At 53.6% G+C, this 16,070-nt stretch carries 14 protein-coding genes; 11 read left to right on the forward strand and 3 right to left on the reverse strand.

Annotated elements, in window-relative coordinates; genetic code table 11:
- Positions 1-170: 170 nt before the first annotated feature.
- The 8 genes from AC4G46_RS06595 (at position 171) to AC4G46_RS06630 (ending at position 8,368) form a co-directional block, all read left to right on the forward strand.
- Entirely contained in the window at positions 171-1,619 is a 1,449-nt protein-coding gene (locus AC4G46_RS06595) for an RtcB family protein (protein WP_491127220.1), read from the forward strand.
- 1 nt (position 1,620) lies between these two features.
- Positions 1,621-2,907 (forward strand): ATP-binding protein, encoded by a 1,287-nt coding sequence (locus AC4G46_RS06600; RefSeq protein WP_491127221.1) that lies wholly within the window; start codon positions 1,621-1,623, stop codon positions 2,905-2,907.
- 139 nt (positions 2,908-3,046) lie between these two features.
- Complete coding sequence (locus AC4G46_RS06605; protein ID WP_491127222.1) at positions 3,047-3,550, forward strand: sigma-70 family RNA polymerase sigma factor; 504 nt, start codon at positions 3,047-3,049, stop codon at positions 3,548-3,550.
- Positions 3,543-4,754, forward strand: coding sequence for an anti-sigma factor (locus tag AC4G46_RS06610; RefSeq protein ID WP_491127223.1), 1,212 nt, complete (start codon positions 3,543-3,545; stop codon positions 4,752-4,754). The genes AC4G46_RS06605 and AC4G46_RS06610 overlap by 8 nt, the downstream gene beginning before the upstream one ends.
- 189 nt (positions 4,755-4,943) lie before the next feature.
- Entirely contained in the window at positions 4,944-5,450 is a 507-nt protein-coding gene (locus tag AC4G46_RS06615) for a metallophosphoesterase family protein (protein WP_491127224.1), read from the forward strand.
- 24 nt (positions 5,451-5,474) lie between these two features.
- Complete coding sequence (locus tag AC4G46_RS06620) at positions 5,475-6,029, forward strand: GNAT family N-acetyltransferase (RefSeq protein WP_491127225.1); 555 nt, start codon at positions 5,475-5,477, stop codon at positions 6,027-6,029.
- Positions 6,030-6,053: 24 nt separating this feature from the next.
- Entirely contained in the window at positions 6,054-6,764 is a 711-nt protein-coding gene (locus tag AC4G46_RS06625) for an HAD family hydrolase (RefSeq protein WP_491127226.1), read from the forward strand.
- A gap of 527 nt (positions 6,765-7,291) precedes the next feature.
- A complete protein-coding gene (locus tag AC4G46_RS06630; RefSeq protein ID WP_491127227.1) occupies positions 7,292-8,368 on the forward strand; it encodes an LCP family protein in 1,077 nt (358 codons plus the stop codon).
- Between the two features lie 64 nt (positions 8,369-8,432).
- Here AC4G46_RS06630 and AC4G46_RS06635 read toward each other — a convergent pair whose 3' ends face one another.
- A complete protein-coding gene (locus AC4G46_RS06635) occupies positions 8,433-9,551 on the reverse strand; it encodes an FAD:protein FMN transferase (RefSeq protein ID WP_491127228.1) in 1,119 nt (372 codons plus the stop codon).
- A 272-nt stretch (positions 9,552-9,823) separates the two neighbouring features.
- Here AC4G46_RS06635 and AC4G46_RS06640 point away from each other — a divergent pair, with 272 nt between their 5' ends.
- Positions 9,824-10,396, forward strand: coding sequence for a TetR/AcrR family transcriptional regulator (locus AC4G46_RS06640; protein WP_068721049.1), 573 nt, complete (start codon positions 9,824-9,826; stop codon positions 10,394-10,396).
- 102 nt (positions 10,397-10,498) lie between these two features.
- Positions 10,499-12,595 (forward strand): YhgE/Pip family protein, encoded by a 2,097-nt coding sequence (locus AC4G46_RS06645; RefSeq protein WP_491127229.1) that lies wholly within the window; start codon positions 10,499-10,501, stop codon positions 12,593-12,595.
- A 268-nt stretch (positions 12,596-12,863) separates the two neighbouring features.
- On the opposite strand, the gene AC4G46_RS06650 is transcribed toward AC4G46_RS06645, so the two are convergent.
- The gene (locus AC4G46_RS06650; RefSeq protein WP_491127230.1) at positions 12,864-13,796 is read right to left on the reverse strand and encodes a glycosyltransferase family A protein; all 933 of its coding nucleotides are present in this window, start codon (positions 13,794-13,796) and stop codon (positions 12,864-12,866) included.
- A gap of 621 nt (positions 13,797-14,417) precedes the next feature.
- Between AC4G46_RS06650 and AC4G46_RS06655 the strand changes: the two genes are divergently transcribed.
- On the forward strand, positions 14,418-15,140 hold the full coding sequence (locus AC4G46_RS06655) for a DsbA family oxidoreductase (protein ID WP_491127231.1): 723 nt from the start codon (positions 14,418-14,420) through the stop codon (positions 15,138-15,140).
- A gap of 668 nt (positions 15,141-15,808) precedes the next feature.
- Here the strand turns inward: AC4G46_RS06655 and AC4G46_RS06660 are convergent.
- A complete protein-coding gene (locus AC4G46_RS06660) occupies positions 15,809-16,054 on the reverse strand; it encodes a hypothetical protein (protein ID WP_491127232.1) in 246 nt (81 codons plus the stop codon).
- Positions 16,055-16,070 lie beyond the last annotated feature (16 nt).

Here is a 16,070-nt window from a genome sequence, read left to right on the forward strand (position 1 = left end):
GAGACATGATGCGCAGTTGTGCTCATCTGTCTCAATCGAAATAAGGATATGCTTTGAGCCGGCGCAGCCCGGAGCCTCAAGCTATCCTGCCTTACCTGGAGCCGTATGATCAGAAACTGATCTGCGGCTCTTTTTGTTGTATCTAAACCTGAGAGGAAATGAAAATATAAATGAATAACATTAATCAGCAAGCGGGCTATGAGCCCCGCTATAAACATGAGGTGGCTCTTCCCGGCGGCGACCTCAAGGTATATGCCAGCGAGCAGCTGTTTGGCTCCCTGGATTATAAAGTGCTTGAAATGGCCAATAACAATCTGCAGATTCCCGGTATTGAATATATGAGTTATACACCCGATGTACATGTAGGTGTCGGAACCTGCATTGGGACAACTGCTGTATGGGACGCTGCCTCGGGCTATGTCTCGCCGTCCATCGTGGGCAGCGACATCGGCTGCGGCATGCGGGTGCATCTGACCAATCTGCACAAGGATGATCTGCGCGAGGTGAAGCTGCGCCGCAAGCTGGTGCGTGCGATCGAGAGATACCTGCCGATGGAGCAGCAGCAGCGCGGCCATTATGGTGATATCCGCCTGGAGAATATTGTCCGCAAAGGCCTGCAGGGCCTGCCGAACAAATATATGCCAGACAGCTATACGCCCAAGAAATCGAGCGCGCTGTCGCATGTCGAGATTAAGCGGCTCGGCTTTGACGAGGAGATTCTGAACGAGCTGCCGGATATGGCCTGGCACCGCGGCCACCGCCAGCTTGGTACACTGGGCGGCGGGAATCACTTCGTAGAAATTCAGGCGATTGAAATTGCTGAGGAGCAGCGGGCCGTAGCCGAAGCCTGGGGCCTGAAGGACGGGCAGATTGCCGTGATGATTCACTCCGGCTCCCGGGCCTGGGGCGGGATGGTGAACCAGTTCTGTACGCCGGCCTTTGCCAAGGTCATGGGCCAGCTGGGACTCGGGAGCGCCGACCCGCGGCTGATTTATGCCCCGCTTGCCCACCCGCAGGCCCAGCGTTACGTCAATCTGATGTACTCCGCGCTGAATTATGCGGTGGTGAACCGCCACCTGATTGCTTACGGTGTGCGTGAAGCTTTCCGTGATGTGTTCGGCACCAAATGCGAGCTGCGGACGCTGTACGACCTGATGCACAACTATGCCTGGGAGGAAAAGACGTCCTCCGGCACGAAGTTTGTACACCGCAAAGGGGCGACCAGGGCTCTGCCGGCCGGTCATCCGGATAACCCGGCTGTCTATGCCGCAACCGGCCATCCTGCGCTCATTCCCGGCTCAATGGGAACTGCGTCGTACATCATGGTCGGGCAGAGCGGCGGAGAAGAAAATTACTACTCCATCTGCCACGGGGCAGGCCGCATCCGTTCCCGCTCAGCCACGAAACGGCTGGTGTCGGTCCAGGAATTTTCCCGTTCGCTTAATGTCGGCAGGGAGGATGAGATCGTAGTAAATCAGCATTCCCTGGAATCTATTATTGACGAATCCCCTCAAGCCTATAAGAATGTAGATGAGATCATAGAAAGCGTTACGGGCGCCGGCCTGGCTGCTGTGGTAGCCAAATGCAAGCCGCTCGCAGCGATAAAGGGGACGAAATAGGATGAAGCAGGAGTATGAGAAGCAGGCTGTAGTTTTTCCTTATGATGCAGGTGCCGGCGGTCTGATCAAGGGCTATGACGTCTATGCCCGGCTCGTTGACGGTATTCTTGAAGCCCTGTATACACGCTATAATGTCCGCTATGAGCTGTACGCCAGCGATGATCCGAACAGTGAGTACTGGAAGCTGCTGCAGGATGATGTGCAGTCAGGCAACCCGGAGGTTGAGCATGTTGCGCGGATTTTTGACCGGCTGGAGGACAGGACCTTCGTATACGACGATGACAAGGAGCAGCCGGAGTACAATATTCATCTGTCGATCCGCAATAATGTACTGGCCTATCCGTCGATGGGTGTAGCGCTCGCCCGGGTGCCTGTATTCCAGGAAAACGGCATTAATTTTCAGGATTTTGTATTCGCCGCATCGGATGCGCAGCTGCAGGCTTTTCTCGGCAATGTGCGCAGACGGCAGCGGGAGCAGAACATCAATAAGGTGACAGTGTTTACCGACCGCCGTAACGGGGTCTGCCGTGAGGATGAGCCGATTACCCGGGCCGCCTCCCGTGAGGAGGTCGTGCTGGATGCCGCCGTCAAGAAAGAAATCTACCGTTCACTGGACCAGTTTTTTGATGCGGACCGCAGCTTTTATGTCAAATATGATATCCCGTACAAAAGAGGCATTCTGCTCTACGGTCATCCCGGCAACGGCAAGACCACGCTTGTAAAATCCATCGCCGGCAGTGTGCCCGGTCCTGTAGTGTACTGGCAGATTACCGAGTATACCAGCAGCGAGTCGGTAAATGAGGTGTTTGAGGCTGCGGCCCGGCTTGCACCGATGGTGCTGGTCATAGAGGATATTGACTCGATGCCGCAGGAGGTCCGTTCCTTCTTCCTGAATACACTGGACGGGGCGACCTCCAAGGAAGGGATTTTTCTGATCGGAACGACCAACTATCCGGACAAAATCGACCCCGGCCTCATGAACCGCGCCGGGCGCTTCGACCGGGCCTATGAGATCAAAATGCCGAATGAGGCGCTGCGGCTGGAGTTTCTGCGGCTGCGCGGCTTCTCCGCTTTTGCCGGTGAGGAAGGGGTCAGCCTGGCTGCCCGCCTGACCGCGGACTTCTCGCTCACCCAGCTCGGTGAGCTGTATGTCAGCGCTGCACTGGAGTGGCATGAGAACGGCACCGCCGATGTCGAGCAGCTTGTCCGGGGCATGCGCGGCGAGCTGGATAAGGGCCGCAAGCGGGAGTGGCTGCGGGATGCCTCCTCCACGATCGGATTTTACTGAACCTCTGCTGTATAGTTTGAGCCATGACGGCCGCTGAAGGTTAAGCGGCCGGCCATGGCTTTTTATTGTTGAGATATTTGTTTGGGGAAATCTGTAACTTTTGGGTTGCTGAAACGTGGTTAGTTTGAGGGGGGAGGGCATGAAGCCGGATTCGCTGGATCATCACTACCAGAGTTATGTTCACGATATTTACCGTTATTTGTACGCCCTCTGCCGCAATCACCACCACGCCGAGGATTTGACACAGGAGACGTTTTACCGGGCCTATTTGTATCTGGAGGATTGCCGGGAGGAGCGGATCAAGCCCTGGCTGTTCCGGGTGGCCTACAATGCTTTTATTGATCACACGCGCAAAGCGCGCCGCAGCATCCCGACAGAAGAAGGCTACTTCAATACGCTGCCGCACCCCGAAACAACGGAAGAGGTATTTATGCGCGGGCAGAGGATTGAAGCGCTGGTTGACTCCATCGGCAGGCTTCCGGAGGCGCAGCGCCATGCGCTGCTGCTGCATGATTTTCACGGAATCGCTTATAAGGATGCAGCGGCCATCATGGAGGTCAGCCTGCCGCAATACAAAATACTGATCTTCCGGGCGAGGCAGAAGCTGCGGGAAGAGGAGCGGAGGAGAAGCGGACATGAGTGAAGAGTTTAAAGAAAGGCTGCGCAAATACAGCGAAGGCAGCCTGCCAGAGACAGAGCAGGCGGAAATGGAGCAGGAGCTGGAAAAGCTGGAGGCCTATCAGGGCTATCTGGATGAGCTGATGGAGCAGGAAGAGGAGCAGTCTGCACAGAAAGCTGCATGGAGGTCCGGCCGGATGACGGCACAAGACGGAGACAAATCGCCGCTAAAAAAAAAAAAGAAGCCGTCATCCAGTGAGAAGCGGATTATCCGCAGGGGCAAGTGGAAGGCGCGCATATCTAATGCCATGACTGTACTTTCAGCCTTTCTGGCTTTTACGGTCATCAGCTCGATCATAACGGCTATTTATTACAGCACCGGAGACCGGGGAGTAACGTACGGGGATGTCATCTCTTCAGCAATTGCAGTTTCGAGTCCCAATACAGTCGTGCATTTAAATGCCAATGCCAAAACTTTTTTCAGAATGAATTATTCAGGAAGACTGCTGAAGCAGGTCGGAAGTGATCAGGTCGATGCGGGCAGCTACTCTACCCGGATGCTGTTCGGGCTTGGGGGAGTCGGAACCTATAACTGGACCGATGAGCGTACTTCCCGCCAATTTTTCACTTATCCGCAGGACGGCCAATCCCAGGGTATTGACGATAGTGAGCAGTGGGAGCGTCTTGATAAGCTGCCGGAGGGTACGGTGGCCGAGGCTTATCTTTCTCTCGACCAGCTGTACAGCACAGATGAGCTGCTGAAAAAGCTGGAGCCGCTGAATGTGCTGCCCGTATGGTTTGCTGTGGATGATGGCCTAAGTACAGACAACCCTGTGGTAACCAGCCCGCTGGGCTTCCCTTATCAGCCGATCTGGCATGCTAAAGATATGACCATACAGTCGACTACAACAGAGAAGCGGGGCTGGTTCAGCAGTGTAACCTCCCGCTCCTCCAGTTCACCTTCCGTTGAAGCTTACGGCAGCAGCGGGCTCCGTGAGAAGAACTTTCTTGATACGCTGCGGCTGCTGAAGGAATATAAACTTCTGTCTGGTAACGCAGGATTGTTCTCAGACTTGGACGAATCGTTAAGTTATATTGAGAAGAACGGGGTCCAGCTATACGGCGTGGTTGTTACAGGGCCGGTCAAGGAGCTGCTGGGGCTGCAGGAGGATGCCTGGATCAGCCATATCCGGATCGGTGAGGTGCGGCTGTGGAACTGGCGGGACTGAAGTTGAGCTAAGGCTGGTGCAACAGGGGCATACCTTTCGCGAAAAGGGTGTCCCTGTTTTGCTGATGATAGCGCTTTACTTGCTTCTGCCTGCTGCAAATCGTACAATAATCTGAAAATATGCATTCGCTGAAGTCATGATAGACTCACAAGATTTTTATGCAGATTATGCAGATTAGGAGCTGAATCAATGAAAATAGGAGTTGTATCGGATACCCATTTATCGCGGGCGGCCAAGGCACTGCCACAGGCGCTTGTAGAGGAATTCCGCCATGTCGACCAGATTCTCCATCTTGGCGACTGGGTGGCTATGGAGATTTATGACCTGCTGGCTGAGCTTGCTCCTGTAGAGGGGATTGCCGGCAATAACGACGGTCCGGAGATTATCCGCCGGTTCGGAGAGCAGAAGATCGTTACCCTGGACGGGGTGCGGATCGGACTGATCCACGGGCATGCCCCGTACTCCCGCAAAGGAACCGACGGCAACGCGCTGCTGGCCTTTGAAGGTGAGGAGGTGGACTGCATCCTGTTCGGCCATTCCCATCAGCCGCTGATGCGCAGGGAGAATGGCGTCCTGCTGTTCAATCCCGGTTCGCCCACCGACAAGCGGCGCGAGAAGCAGTATTCTTTTGGAATACTGGATATTGAAAACGGCAAGATCAGCGCCCGGCATGTCTTCTACGACTCCAGGGAATAGCCGAGGGCCGGAGCTTTTGTCCAAATGATCTGTCATTCTCTCCATGGCAGTGCTGCGGCGGTTATTTTAGAATTCCATTATAACAAGCCGCAGCGGCGAAAAGAGGGAACCAGAATGGAAGCCTATCGTTTGGAACAGGCGAATTGGCAGGATGCGGAGCTGATTGCCCCGCTATTCAATGAGTACAGGGTGTATTACGGGCAGCAGCCCGATCCCACAGGAGCTTTGCAGTTTATACAGGATAGGCTTAAGGCAGAAGAGTCGGTCATTTTTATGGCTGTAGCGGATAAGGATGGCAGCAGGCAGGCCGGCGGCTTTGCACAGCTATATCCGTCGTTCTCGTCGGTGACCATGCAGCGGCTGTGGGTGCTGAACGATCTGTATGTAGCGGAGCATTTGCGCGGGCAGGCTCTGGGCAAGCTGCTGCTGGCAGGTGTGCGAGAGTATGCTTGGAGTACGGGGAGCAAGGGGCTGACGCTGACCACGATGACGGATAATATCCGGGCACAGCGCCTGTATGAGGCTCAAGGGTACGTTAGGGATGAGGAATTCTATACGTATGATCTTATTTTTAAATGATAGCTTCAAGTAAGGAGAATAGGCGTGGATAACAGCAGTAAATTAGCAGTGTTTTTTGATCTGGATGATACGCTGTACGACCATCTGGTGCCGTTCCGTGAAGCAGTGCGCGAGGTGCTGGCGCCGGATGAGGGCAGTCTGGATTACGCGGAATTATTTTATACGGTACGGCATCATAGCGATCTGCTCTGGCCGAAGTATCTCAGCGGTGAGCTTGAGCTGGAGGAGACGCGGGTGCTGCGGCTGGAGCTGGCTTTTGCCGAATATGGCATAGCGCTTAGCCGGGAGCAGGCGGAACGTGTACAGGCGGCCTATATCGGGCGGCAGTACACCATTGAAATGATCGACGGCGTGGAGGAGCAGATCCGGCGCTTCCAGGCTCTCGGTCATAAGGTAGGGGTTATCACCAACGGGCCGAAGGAGCATCAGACGAACAAGCTGCGGGGCCTCGGCATCGACAAGCTGATTCCGCCGGAGATGATCTTCATTTCGGATGCGGTCGGACTGGCGAAGCCGGACCCGGCGATTTTCAGGCATGTCAATGAGACTACAGGAACTACCCCGGACAACTCGCTGTATGTCGGCGACACGTGGGATAACGATGTGGTAGGCGCATTGTCGGCTGGCTGGAAAGTATGCTGGTACAACCCGCGCGGCAGACAGCCGCGTACGGAGCATGTGCCGAGTTATATTTTTGCAGATTACAAGGAGTTCAGCAGACTTCCCTTGATTTGAGGGGCTGGCGGAATACAAAGATAACAGTAAGCGGCGGAGGCTGGGCTCCGGCGCTTTTTTGTGTTATCTATAAATACTTTAAGCCTGAGCTTATATATGAGGCCTTTCTGTTGGGCTTGGGTATGAATCCATATAGCTGCACTTTCTGCAATTAAAACCAGCGGATATCAGCGTTTTCATCATATAGCTGCATTTTGTATAACTAAATAAACCCGAAACAGCAAAAATCAGCATTATCCCCTTTTTTAGTTGCAGAGAGTGCAGTTAAACGGCAGATGCGGTGAAAAACAGGTGTTTTAATTGTATAAACTACACTTAAAGCTATATTTCTTAATTTGGAGATATTGCTGTTTTGGAAGGGGGGGGACTTAGAGCGAGGTTTTGGGCTCCGGGCGCTATGCCTCTGGAACTTTACTCTTAACTTCATGTAAGAAAATTTTGACAGCATGATAGAAAGCATACCCTCAACAGAGTCATTAATTGTAAAATAGAGTAAAATTATAGAACAAGGAAAGGTTCGCTGACCAATGAAAAAGAGTAACCCGGCCCCGTCATCGCCCTTGCAAAGATCAGGCAGGAACAAACTCAAAAAGAAAAGTAAGCGCAGAAGAAAGGCATGGCTCACGGTTCTGGCGTTTATTTTTATTGCAGGAAGCCTGTCCTTTATATTCCGCAAGGAAGTAATGATGTTCGGTTTTGACCATGTGGTTGCCCCGGCCGCTCGGGGTACACTTAAAAATTCATATGTTCCGCTCAAGAATAACAACGGTGAGTCGGAGGCGGCTTCAACCAGGCTGGAGCAGAGTCCGCCATTCGCTTTATTGCTGCTTGGCACAGATCAGCGGGGGAAGGAGAACGGGCTATCCGATTCCATTATTTATACAGTAGTCCGGCCCAAAGATAATAAAGTCCTGTTCGTTTCAATTCCGCGGGACTCCTACACCAGAATTGTCGGGGCAGAAGATATCAAAGGGGCAAGAAAAAACACGAAAATTAATGCAGCACATTCGTACGGAGGAGCACAAATGAGTGTGGATACGGTTGAGAATCTGCTGGATGCACCGGTAAATTATTATGCAACGATTAATTTTAGCGGATTGGTAGAGGTGGTTGATGCAATAGGAGGGGTGGAACTGCCTATCACCAAGGTGATCGAAAACAAAAACCCGGCGCATGAGAAGCTTCGCATTGAGCCTAATAAGCCTATTTATTCGGGTAAGGAAGCCCTGATGTATGTAAGGTATCGGGAGGATTCGGATTTCAAGCGGACAGAAAGACAGAGAATATTCCTGAAGGCAGTTCTGCAGCGGATGAAAAATATAAGTAATATCGCTAATATCAAAGAAATTATGGGGGTTGCCGGAGATCACTTCAAAACAAATATGAGGGCAGATTTCATGCTGGATCTGGCGAAGGAGGTTATCTTTGAAAGCGGCACTCCGCAGATTAACAGCCATATGCTCCAGGGAACCGATAAGCGGACGGATCAGTGGTACTATATTTTGGATGAGGAAGATGTGCAAAGCACTCACGATTTGATTGAGCTATGGCTGAATCCGGACACGGCGGCAGGTGAATTGCTTGCAGAGGATAGCGACGGTTAGGGGGAAGGAAAAGAAAAGGAGGGGGCTGAGCGCCTCCTCCTTTTTGCATGGTAAGAATATAAGGTTAATCTGCGAAGCTATACGTCGGATCAGTCAGCTGCAGCCGTTCGCGGATACCGGCCGTAGCATAGATCTTGTTGTCATCGGTAATAAAGAATGCCTCGACATCTTCAGGAAGTGATTCCAGATATGCCATGCCTTCCTCCAGGCCCATCAGGAATACGCCGGTGGACAGGGCATCCGCATCTGTTGCATTCGGACTCATAATGGTAATGCTCTTCAGCCCGTTCTGGGACGGGAAGCCGGTACGCGGGTCCAGAATGTGGTGATAACGGACACCGTCCTGCATGAAGTAACGCTCGTATACCCCGGAAGCGTCAATAACCTCATCAGAGATTTTGATTGTGCCCAGCTGCGTGCCGCGGCTCTGGTCCGGGTCCTGCAGGCCGATATTCCACTGGGAACCGTTAGGCTTGTTGCCAAGGGCGATAATGCTGCTGCCGCCCAGATTAATCATCGCGCTGTCCAGTCCCTGCTCCTTCAGATAATCGGCAATCCGGTCAGCGGCGTAGCCTTTGCCGATTCCGCCCATATCCAGCACCATGCCTTCTCTGGCGAGCTTGATGGTCTTGGCTGATTCATCAATGATAATATCCTTATAATTAATCAGGCTCTTGGCCGCGTCAATATCTGCCTGGTCAGGCACATGCTCGCCGCCTTCCCCGATCGCCCACAGGTCCACCAGCGGCCCGATCGTCGGTTCATACAGCCCGTCCATATCTTCGGCATATTTAATGGATTGCTTTACAATATCAATGGTTTCGTCGGATACAGCTACTGCTTCCTTGCCGGCAGCCTGGTTCACGGCATACAATTCACCGTCTTCCTTCGTCCGGCTGAACTGGGTATCCATCCGCTCCAGCATGCTCTGGATATCATCCATATTCTGCTGGGTAGCATCGTTGCCGAATATCTTGATGTTTACAACGGTATCATAGATATAAAAAGTCTGCGCCAGCGCTTTGGTGCCGCCTTCTTCGGTTACGGTTGCGCCTCCCGGGGTTTCGGTTGCAGCGGTATTGCCGCTGCCATCCCCTTTGCCGCCGACGACAAGCCAGATGACGACAGCCGCAATAATGACCAGACCGGCCAGAATAAGCAGTGATTTTTTGTTTTTAAACATATTCCACCATCCATAAATGTAGTTTCTAGATCACATCCTTCTTATCATACCCCAGAAAGAATGGCAATGGATACTAATTTCATGACATTTTACAGATAACATCGCACAGGCTAATTGATAAACAGTTGGATATTTAAGATGAAGAATAAATAAATTTTTAAATAAGGTGTTGTCTTCTTCCCGCAGACATGGTAAATTACATATTGACCGAATGACCAAAAAATGAATTTAGTCAATTCTGGTGTTTTTCCAGAAGGAAGGGAGTCCAAGTCATGTCTATCGACCGCAAAGCGTTAATTCTTCAGGCGGCAACCAAGTCCTTTGTGCAGTTCGGTTATAAGGCGACCACGATGGAGCAGGTATCCAAGATTGCCAACGTCGGCAAAGGCACCATCTATACGTTCTTCAAGACCAAGGAAGAGCTGTTTGAGGAAATTCTGGACAAGGCCACACAGGAGTTAACCTCTGTCATGAACCGGATTGCCGCTGAGGAGGACACTTTTACACATAAGCTGTTTAATCTGCTCGATTCGATCCTTGAGTTCCGCTCCGATCATGAGCTGTTCGTGAAGCTGGCCCAGGAGGTACGTGACATCGGTACCGTCCAGGCGCTGGAAGGGGTAAAGCGGATGGAGGATTATGCGCTGGATTTTCTCCGGCAGCAGATTGAAACGGCGATCACCAGAGATGAAGTCAAGCCCTGCGATTCCAGTGTGGCTGCGTTTATGATTCTGCGCTTATACCTGGCGCTTACAACGGAATGGAACAAAGCCCATGAGCCGCTGGACGAGACCCGGATCAAGGAGCATATGATGCTGTTTATTTCAAACGGTATTCTCAAGTAAAGCTGAACATCCTAGCCTGAGAAGGGCTATTTTTTTCCAACAATTATGAATGGGTATGAAAGTTTTCATGCATTTACAAATTGAAGATTGAAGGTGAACCCTGTGAGAGCCATTAATGTATTCTGGAAAGATTTGAAAATACTGCTCGGGAAACCGATGCTGCTGATTACGCTGCTTGGTGTATCGGCCCTGCCGATGCTGTACAGCGGATTCCTCGTTGAAGGCTCCTGGGACCCTTACGGCAATACAGGCAAGCTTCCTGTTGCTGTAGTCAACCTGGATAAGGGGGCGCAGTACGAGGGCAAGACGATGGAGGTCGGCAATGATTTTGTGGACGAGTTAAAAACAAACACCGATTTCAACTGGAAATTTGTTGATGCGGCCGAAGCTGAAGACGGTATGGCGCACAACCGCTATTATATGACCATTACGATCCCGGCGGATTTTTCGCAAAATGCGACTACCCTGACTCAGGAGAAGCCGGTGCAGTCGGAGATTATTTTTGAACCGAACAGCGATTATAACTTTGTCGCCGGACAGATCGGCAACAGTGCGATGAACAAGCTGAAATCGAAGCTGTCCGCGAAAATTACCGAGGCCTATACCCGCAGCATGTACGAACAAGTCGATACGATTGCCGCCGGGCTTGGAGACGCCGGCAGCGGGGCAAGCGAGCTGCAGGAAGGTGCGGACAAGCTGACAGACGGCCTGTCCACCCTGAAGACCAACCTGAACAAGCTGTCCAGCGGCACAACCGAGCTGCAGAGCGGACTGAAGCTGCTCTATAAAGGGGCAGGCAGCCTGAATAAAGGCACAGGCACGCTGACAGCCGGAACTGCCGACCTGGCCAGCGGCCTCAGCCAGCTCTCCAAGGCGGAGCAGCAGCTGCAGGCAGGCGCTGAGAAGTCGCAGAGCGGGGCTTCGCAGCTGGCCGCCGGGCTTGAGAGCGCCAAGGACGGCAGCGGCAAGCTGACCGCAGGGCTGACAGCCTCCGAGGCGGCGAGCGGCCAGCTTGCTACCGGCGCTGAGCAGGTGGCGGCGGGGCTGGAGCAGATGCTCGCAGCGACGCCGGAGCTGCAGGACAGCGAGCAGTTCCAGCAGCTGCTGGCTGCGAGCAAGCAGGTGGCCGCCGGCAGCGTGCAGCTGCACAGCGGCCAGGAGCAGCTGCTGGCGGGCAGCACGCAGCTGACGGAAGCGCAGCAGCAGCTGTACGACGGCGCTGCGGCCCTGAGCAGCGGCGGAACGCAGCTGGTCACCGGCCTCGGCACATTCGGCGACAAGCTGAATGATGCGGCCTCCGGCAGCAGCAAGCTGGCTGACGGTGCGGTGGCCCTGAAGCAGGGCGCTTCGCAGCTGGCTGAAGGGCTGACTAAGCTGGCCGGAGGCGTGGACGGCCTGTCCGAAGGCGCCGGCAAGCTGACGGACGGTGCCGGCGAGCTGCAGGACGGCTCCGGCAAGCTGGCCAGCGGCAGCGGTGAGCTGGCCCAGAAGCTGAACGACGCGGCAACGGAAACCGCCAGCGTCAACTCCAGCGATGACACGGTCAGCATGTTCGCTGAACCGGTCAAGCTGGTTGAGAACACCGACCGTAAGCTGGATCATTACGGGCTGGGCATCGCCCCGTATTTCTTATCGCTTGCGCTCTTTATGGGAGCTCTCGTGTTCACAACGGTATTCTCCCTGCGGGAATCCAGTGTGCCGGATGCTTCGCCTATGGGCCGGTTCGCCAGCCGTACGCTGATGTTCATCATGGTCAGTGTGCTGCAGTCACTGCTGGCTGATGCAGTCCTTCTGTATGGCTTGAAGCTGCAGGTGCAAAGCGTACCGCTGTTCTATCTGTTCACCCTGATTGTCAGCTTCACCTTTACCATGATCGTCCAGGCGCTCGTTACCTGGCTGGATAATCCGGGCCGCTTCCTGGCGATCGTGCTGATGATCTTCCAGCTGACCTCCAGTGCCGGCACCTTCCCGCTGGAGCTGCTTCCGCAGTGGATGCAGAAGGTGAATCCATGGCTGCCGATGACCCACAGCATCGTCGGCTACAAAGCAATCATTGCCAGCGGCGATTACGCCCTGATGCGCGAGCAGATCGTATATCTGCTGAGCTATGCCGTAGTATTCCTGTGCCTGACGTTCTTCTATTTCCTGCGCCAGAACGGCAAACGGACGAAGACTCCGGCTCAAGAGCTGACAGCCTGAATGAAATGAAAAACTCCCGCACGCCTGGTAAGGCGGTGCGGGAGTTTTTGTGTGCGGAGCGGCGGATGGCTGCGGGCAGCGCAGCTGTGGGGGAGGCGGCGTTCAGCAGGCTTACCTCTTGAAGGCAAGCGGGGTAGCATGGAAGACTCTTCAGCGCAGAGGTATGTAAAAGCTGCCTTGCTCCTTTACGGTGATGCATTGCGGCGGGGCTGCCGCTAAGCTTTGCGGTGTACACCGGTGAGGAGCCGGTGTACATGCTGAACACCTGCTAATCCAGCATGTATTCCCTGTATTTGTTCTTTCGTGGATTGAGGACAAACCAAATGCCGCTGGCATAGCCGGATACGGCGTTGAAATTGCGCTTCAGTGTAAACTTGCCGGCCAGATAAGTGAGTGTCCAGAGGAGGGCGGCGTAATTTTTGGCCGGCGCTTTGCGCAGATTAAGCAGATAGTAATGATTCACCGCAGTGGCCCGGGCTACACGCCCTGCTTTGTCGCGCGAGCTTGGCGACTCATGGTGGGTGATCTTCATCTCGGGATTGATCACAAGCTTGCCGTATTTGCTGGCCAAATGGCACATGTAAATGTCATCGGCCACGGCATAGCTGGTCATCCATGGATAGGGCTTCATGTCCTTCAGTGACTCCCGCTTGAACGACATATTGCAGCCGTGGAAAAAGTCGGTTTCAAAAATATTTTCCGTCTCCCCCCAGAGCAGCAGCGAGCCTGCAAGGGTACTTGCCGACAGCCTGCCCGGCGAGCCGGACATCTGACAGGTCAGCCTGCCAAGCAGCTTCCCGGATGCACTGCTGGATAAGCCCTTGGCGATACCGCCGACGCCGACAATGGACGGATCGGATGCATAGGTATCGAGCATCCGGCGGATATAGAGCGGGTCGTCCAGCTCGGCATCATCGTCGAAGCTCAGCACAATCTCGCCGTCGATCAGCCCGAGCGCTTCATAGCGGGAGAGCCAGACGCCCGGTCTGGTTTTGCGGTAATAATGAAGCTCGGCATCCGGCATCTGGGCCAGCACCTTGCGGAAATACGTAAGCGCACTGTCCGCGATCTCACCGTCATCGACAATCAGCAGCTCAATGGAGACATCCTCCAGCTCGGTCTGCCTGCCGATGGATTCAATGCACAGCGTAAGATCGCTGATCCGGTTGCGCGTGGGAATGACTATGGATACATCATGCATGCTGCTGCTCCTTCCGGGACGCTGGAACCGTCCTTTTGACTTGGATTTAGAAATGCTTCCGGTTTTTCTTGTTAATCCAAGTGTACATTCCCTCCGGGAAGGCCGTATATACCACTTTCGTGTACTTTTTTTGCAGATTTTCTGAAATTTGCAGGTGTGGACTAACATTGAGGGCTCAGAAAAAAGGAAAAAGGAGATCCAGCACGCTCCCACCATAAATGAGCATTAGCAGACCCAAGATGATGCCGGCCGCTCCCGCCACGCGCACGATATTCCTTAGCCTGGGGTTCGTATGAGCTGAAGTTGTGCTTTTTCCTCCGTAGCCATTGTGGTATTTTACCGTTGTCCCTCGGGTATAGCGGATGCCGCGAATGACAAAGAGGACTCCCAGCAAACGGGTTACCCAGTCAAGCAAAGTCCATTCCTCTATAAGCTCACGCTCCTTTGATACTGATTAACCCGGTGCATCGCGAAAGCCGCAGAATAGGTTTGTGTTTTTCGGTTTATAACTATATAATAGTAAGTGACATAATATTTGTTATTAAAATCATGGTGTACGCAACAGGCCGGATGCCTATGGGTACATTAACTAAGCATGCACATTATTAGGAGGTACTTACAATGAGAATAGATGTATGGTCTGATTATGCCTGCCCTTTCTGCTACATCGGCAAAAGTCGGCTGGAGCAAGCGCTGAGCCAATTCCCGGACCGTGACAAGGTGGAGGTTGTATTCCGCAGCTTCCAGCTCGATCCTACAGCACGGACGGATGAAAGCAGAGACATTCATGAGATACTAGCATCCAAGTATGGAATGACCCGCGATAAGGCTAAAGCGATGAATGCACAGCTGGCCGAGCAGGCGCAGGGCGTGGGACTGCAGTTTAACTTTGACACGCTGGTGCCTACGAATACTTTTGACGGACACCGCCTTAGTCATTATGCTGCTACCAAAGGCAAAGACAAAGAGCTGACCGAACGTCTGCTAAAAGCGTACTTCACCGATTCAGTGAATATCGGCAAGCATGATGTGCTGGCTTCACTGGCTGCGGAAGTGGGCCTCGACACTGAAGAGGTATCGGCAGTCCTGAACAGCGATGCTTATACTGCCGAAGTGAATCAGGATATTGATGCGGCCCGGCAGCTGAATGTGACCGGCGTGCCGTTCTTTGTCTTCAATAATAAATATGCCGTATCCGGTGCACAGCCCGGCCCGGTATTTACAGAGGTGCTCGACACTGTCTGGGCAGAAGAGCAGAGCAAGCCTGCACTGCAGGTTGTCGGCCAGCCCAAATCCCAGGCTCCGGACGGCGAAGGCTGCGATGACGGCTCCTGCAGCATCTGATTGCTTAATCCGCGGGAGTTACAGAACCTGCGGAGGTTACTGAACCTGCGGAGGTTACTGAACCTGCAGGGGCACTGAACCTACGGAGGTTACTGAACCTGCAGGGGTTACCGAACCCGCAGAGGTTGCTGAACCTGCGGGGGTTACTGAACCTGCAGAGGTTGCTGAACCCGCGGGGGGACTGAAGCTCCTCGGATTACTGAAATCGGTCGGGGAATGCTGAGTATGGTTGTTCTGAGCCAGTCGGATCCGGCTAACGGACACCAGGGACGTTATCATGTCTCTATCCAGTAACTATGGATTCTAACGGACTCAGATGACGTTATTGGCCCCCGTGATCTGAGATTACGCGTGATTTTCGGCATATAAGAGCATCTGAGTCCGTTAGCGTGGTAAACAGGCGGATATCGGCTTAATAAGAGCAATACGGTCCGTTAGAATTACCTATTGGCTTAGTTAGCCTTGTTCCTGTGCAGTATTGTTATACCGCCGAACGTGGAGGAAACAGGAGTACTGAACAGCGGGGCTGAGCATAACCAGACGACTGGAGCGCAGGCAGTCAACCCGGAGAGCAGCCCTATAAACTGGGCTCAGGGGCAACTGGAGCACACGGGTAAAATGAGGCATAGCCGGTACAATAGTTAAGGTACGCACAGCCACCGCATAGCTTACACAATAAAAACGCCAGATCTCCGGCAATGGAGATCTGGCGTTTTTTGTTGCAACCCCGCAGCGATCTGCGGCAACCCCGCAGCGATCTGCGGCAACCCCGCAGCGATCTGCGGCAACCCCGCAGTGATCTGCGGCAACCCCGCAGCGATCTGCGGCAACCCCGCAGCGATCTGCGGCAACCCCGCAGCGATCTGCGGCAACCCCGCAGCGACCAGCGGCAACCCCGCCGCGGCCAGCGGCAACCCCGCCGCGGCCCCC

It is taken from the genome of Paenibacillus sp. fava2 (genome assembly GCF_058313675.1).

What these genes read in the sequence shown, in the direction of transcription:
- AC4G46_RS06650 (WP_491127230.1), bottom strand. Translation starts at nt 13,796, where the DNA reads ATGCATGATGTATCCATAGTCATTCCCACGCGCAACCGGATCAGCGAT.
- AC4G46_RS06605 (WP_491127222.1), top strand. Translation starts at nt 3,047, where the DNA reads ATGAAGCCGGATTCGCTGGATCATCACTACCAGAGTTATGTTCACGAT.
- AC4G46_RS06600 (WP_491127221.1), top strand. Translation starts at nt 1,621, where the DNA reads ATGAAGCAGGAGTATGAGAAGCAGGCTGTAGTTTTTCCTTATGATGCA.
- AC4G46_RS06630 (WP_491127227.1), top strand. Translation starts at nt 7,292, where the DNA reads ATGAAAAAGAGTAACCCGGCCCCGTCATCGCCCTTGCAAAGATCAGGC.
- AC4G46_RS06655 (WP_491127231.1), top strand. Translation starts at nt 14,418, where the DNA reads ATGAGAATAGATGTATGGTCTGATTATGCCTGCCCTTTCTGCTACATC.
- AC4G46_RS06640 (WP_068721049.1), top strand. Translation starts at nt 9,824, where the DNA reads ATGTCTATCGACCGCAAAGCGTTAATTCTTCAGGCGGCAACCAAGTCC.
- AC4G46_RS06635 (WP_491127228.1), bottom strand. Translation starts at nt 9,551, where the DNA reads ATGTTTAAAAACAAAAAATCACTGCTTATTCTGGCCGGTCTGGTCATT.
- AC4G46_RS06610 (WP_491127223.1), top strand. Translation starts at nt 3,543, where the DNA reads ATGAGTGAAGAGTTTAAAGAAAGGCTGCGCAAATACAGCGAAGGCAGC.
- AC4G46_RS06615 (WP_491127224.1), top strand. Translation starts at nt 4,944, where the DNA reads ATGAAAATAGGAGTTGTATCGGATACCCATTTATCGCGGGCGGCCAAG.
- AC4G46_RS06595 (WP_491127220.1), top strand. Translation starts at nt 171, where the DNA reads ATGAATAACATTAATCAGCAAGCGGGCTATGAGCCCCGCTATAAACAT.
- AC4G46_RS06620 (WP_491127225.1), top strand. Translation starts at nt 5,475, where the DNA reads ATGATCTGTCATTCTCTCCATGGCAGTGCTGCGGCGGTTATTTTAGAA.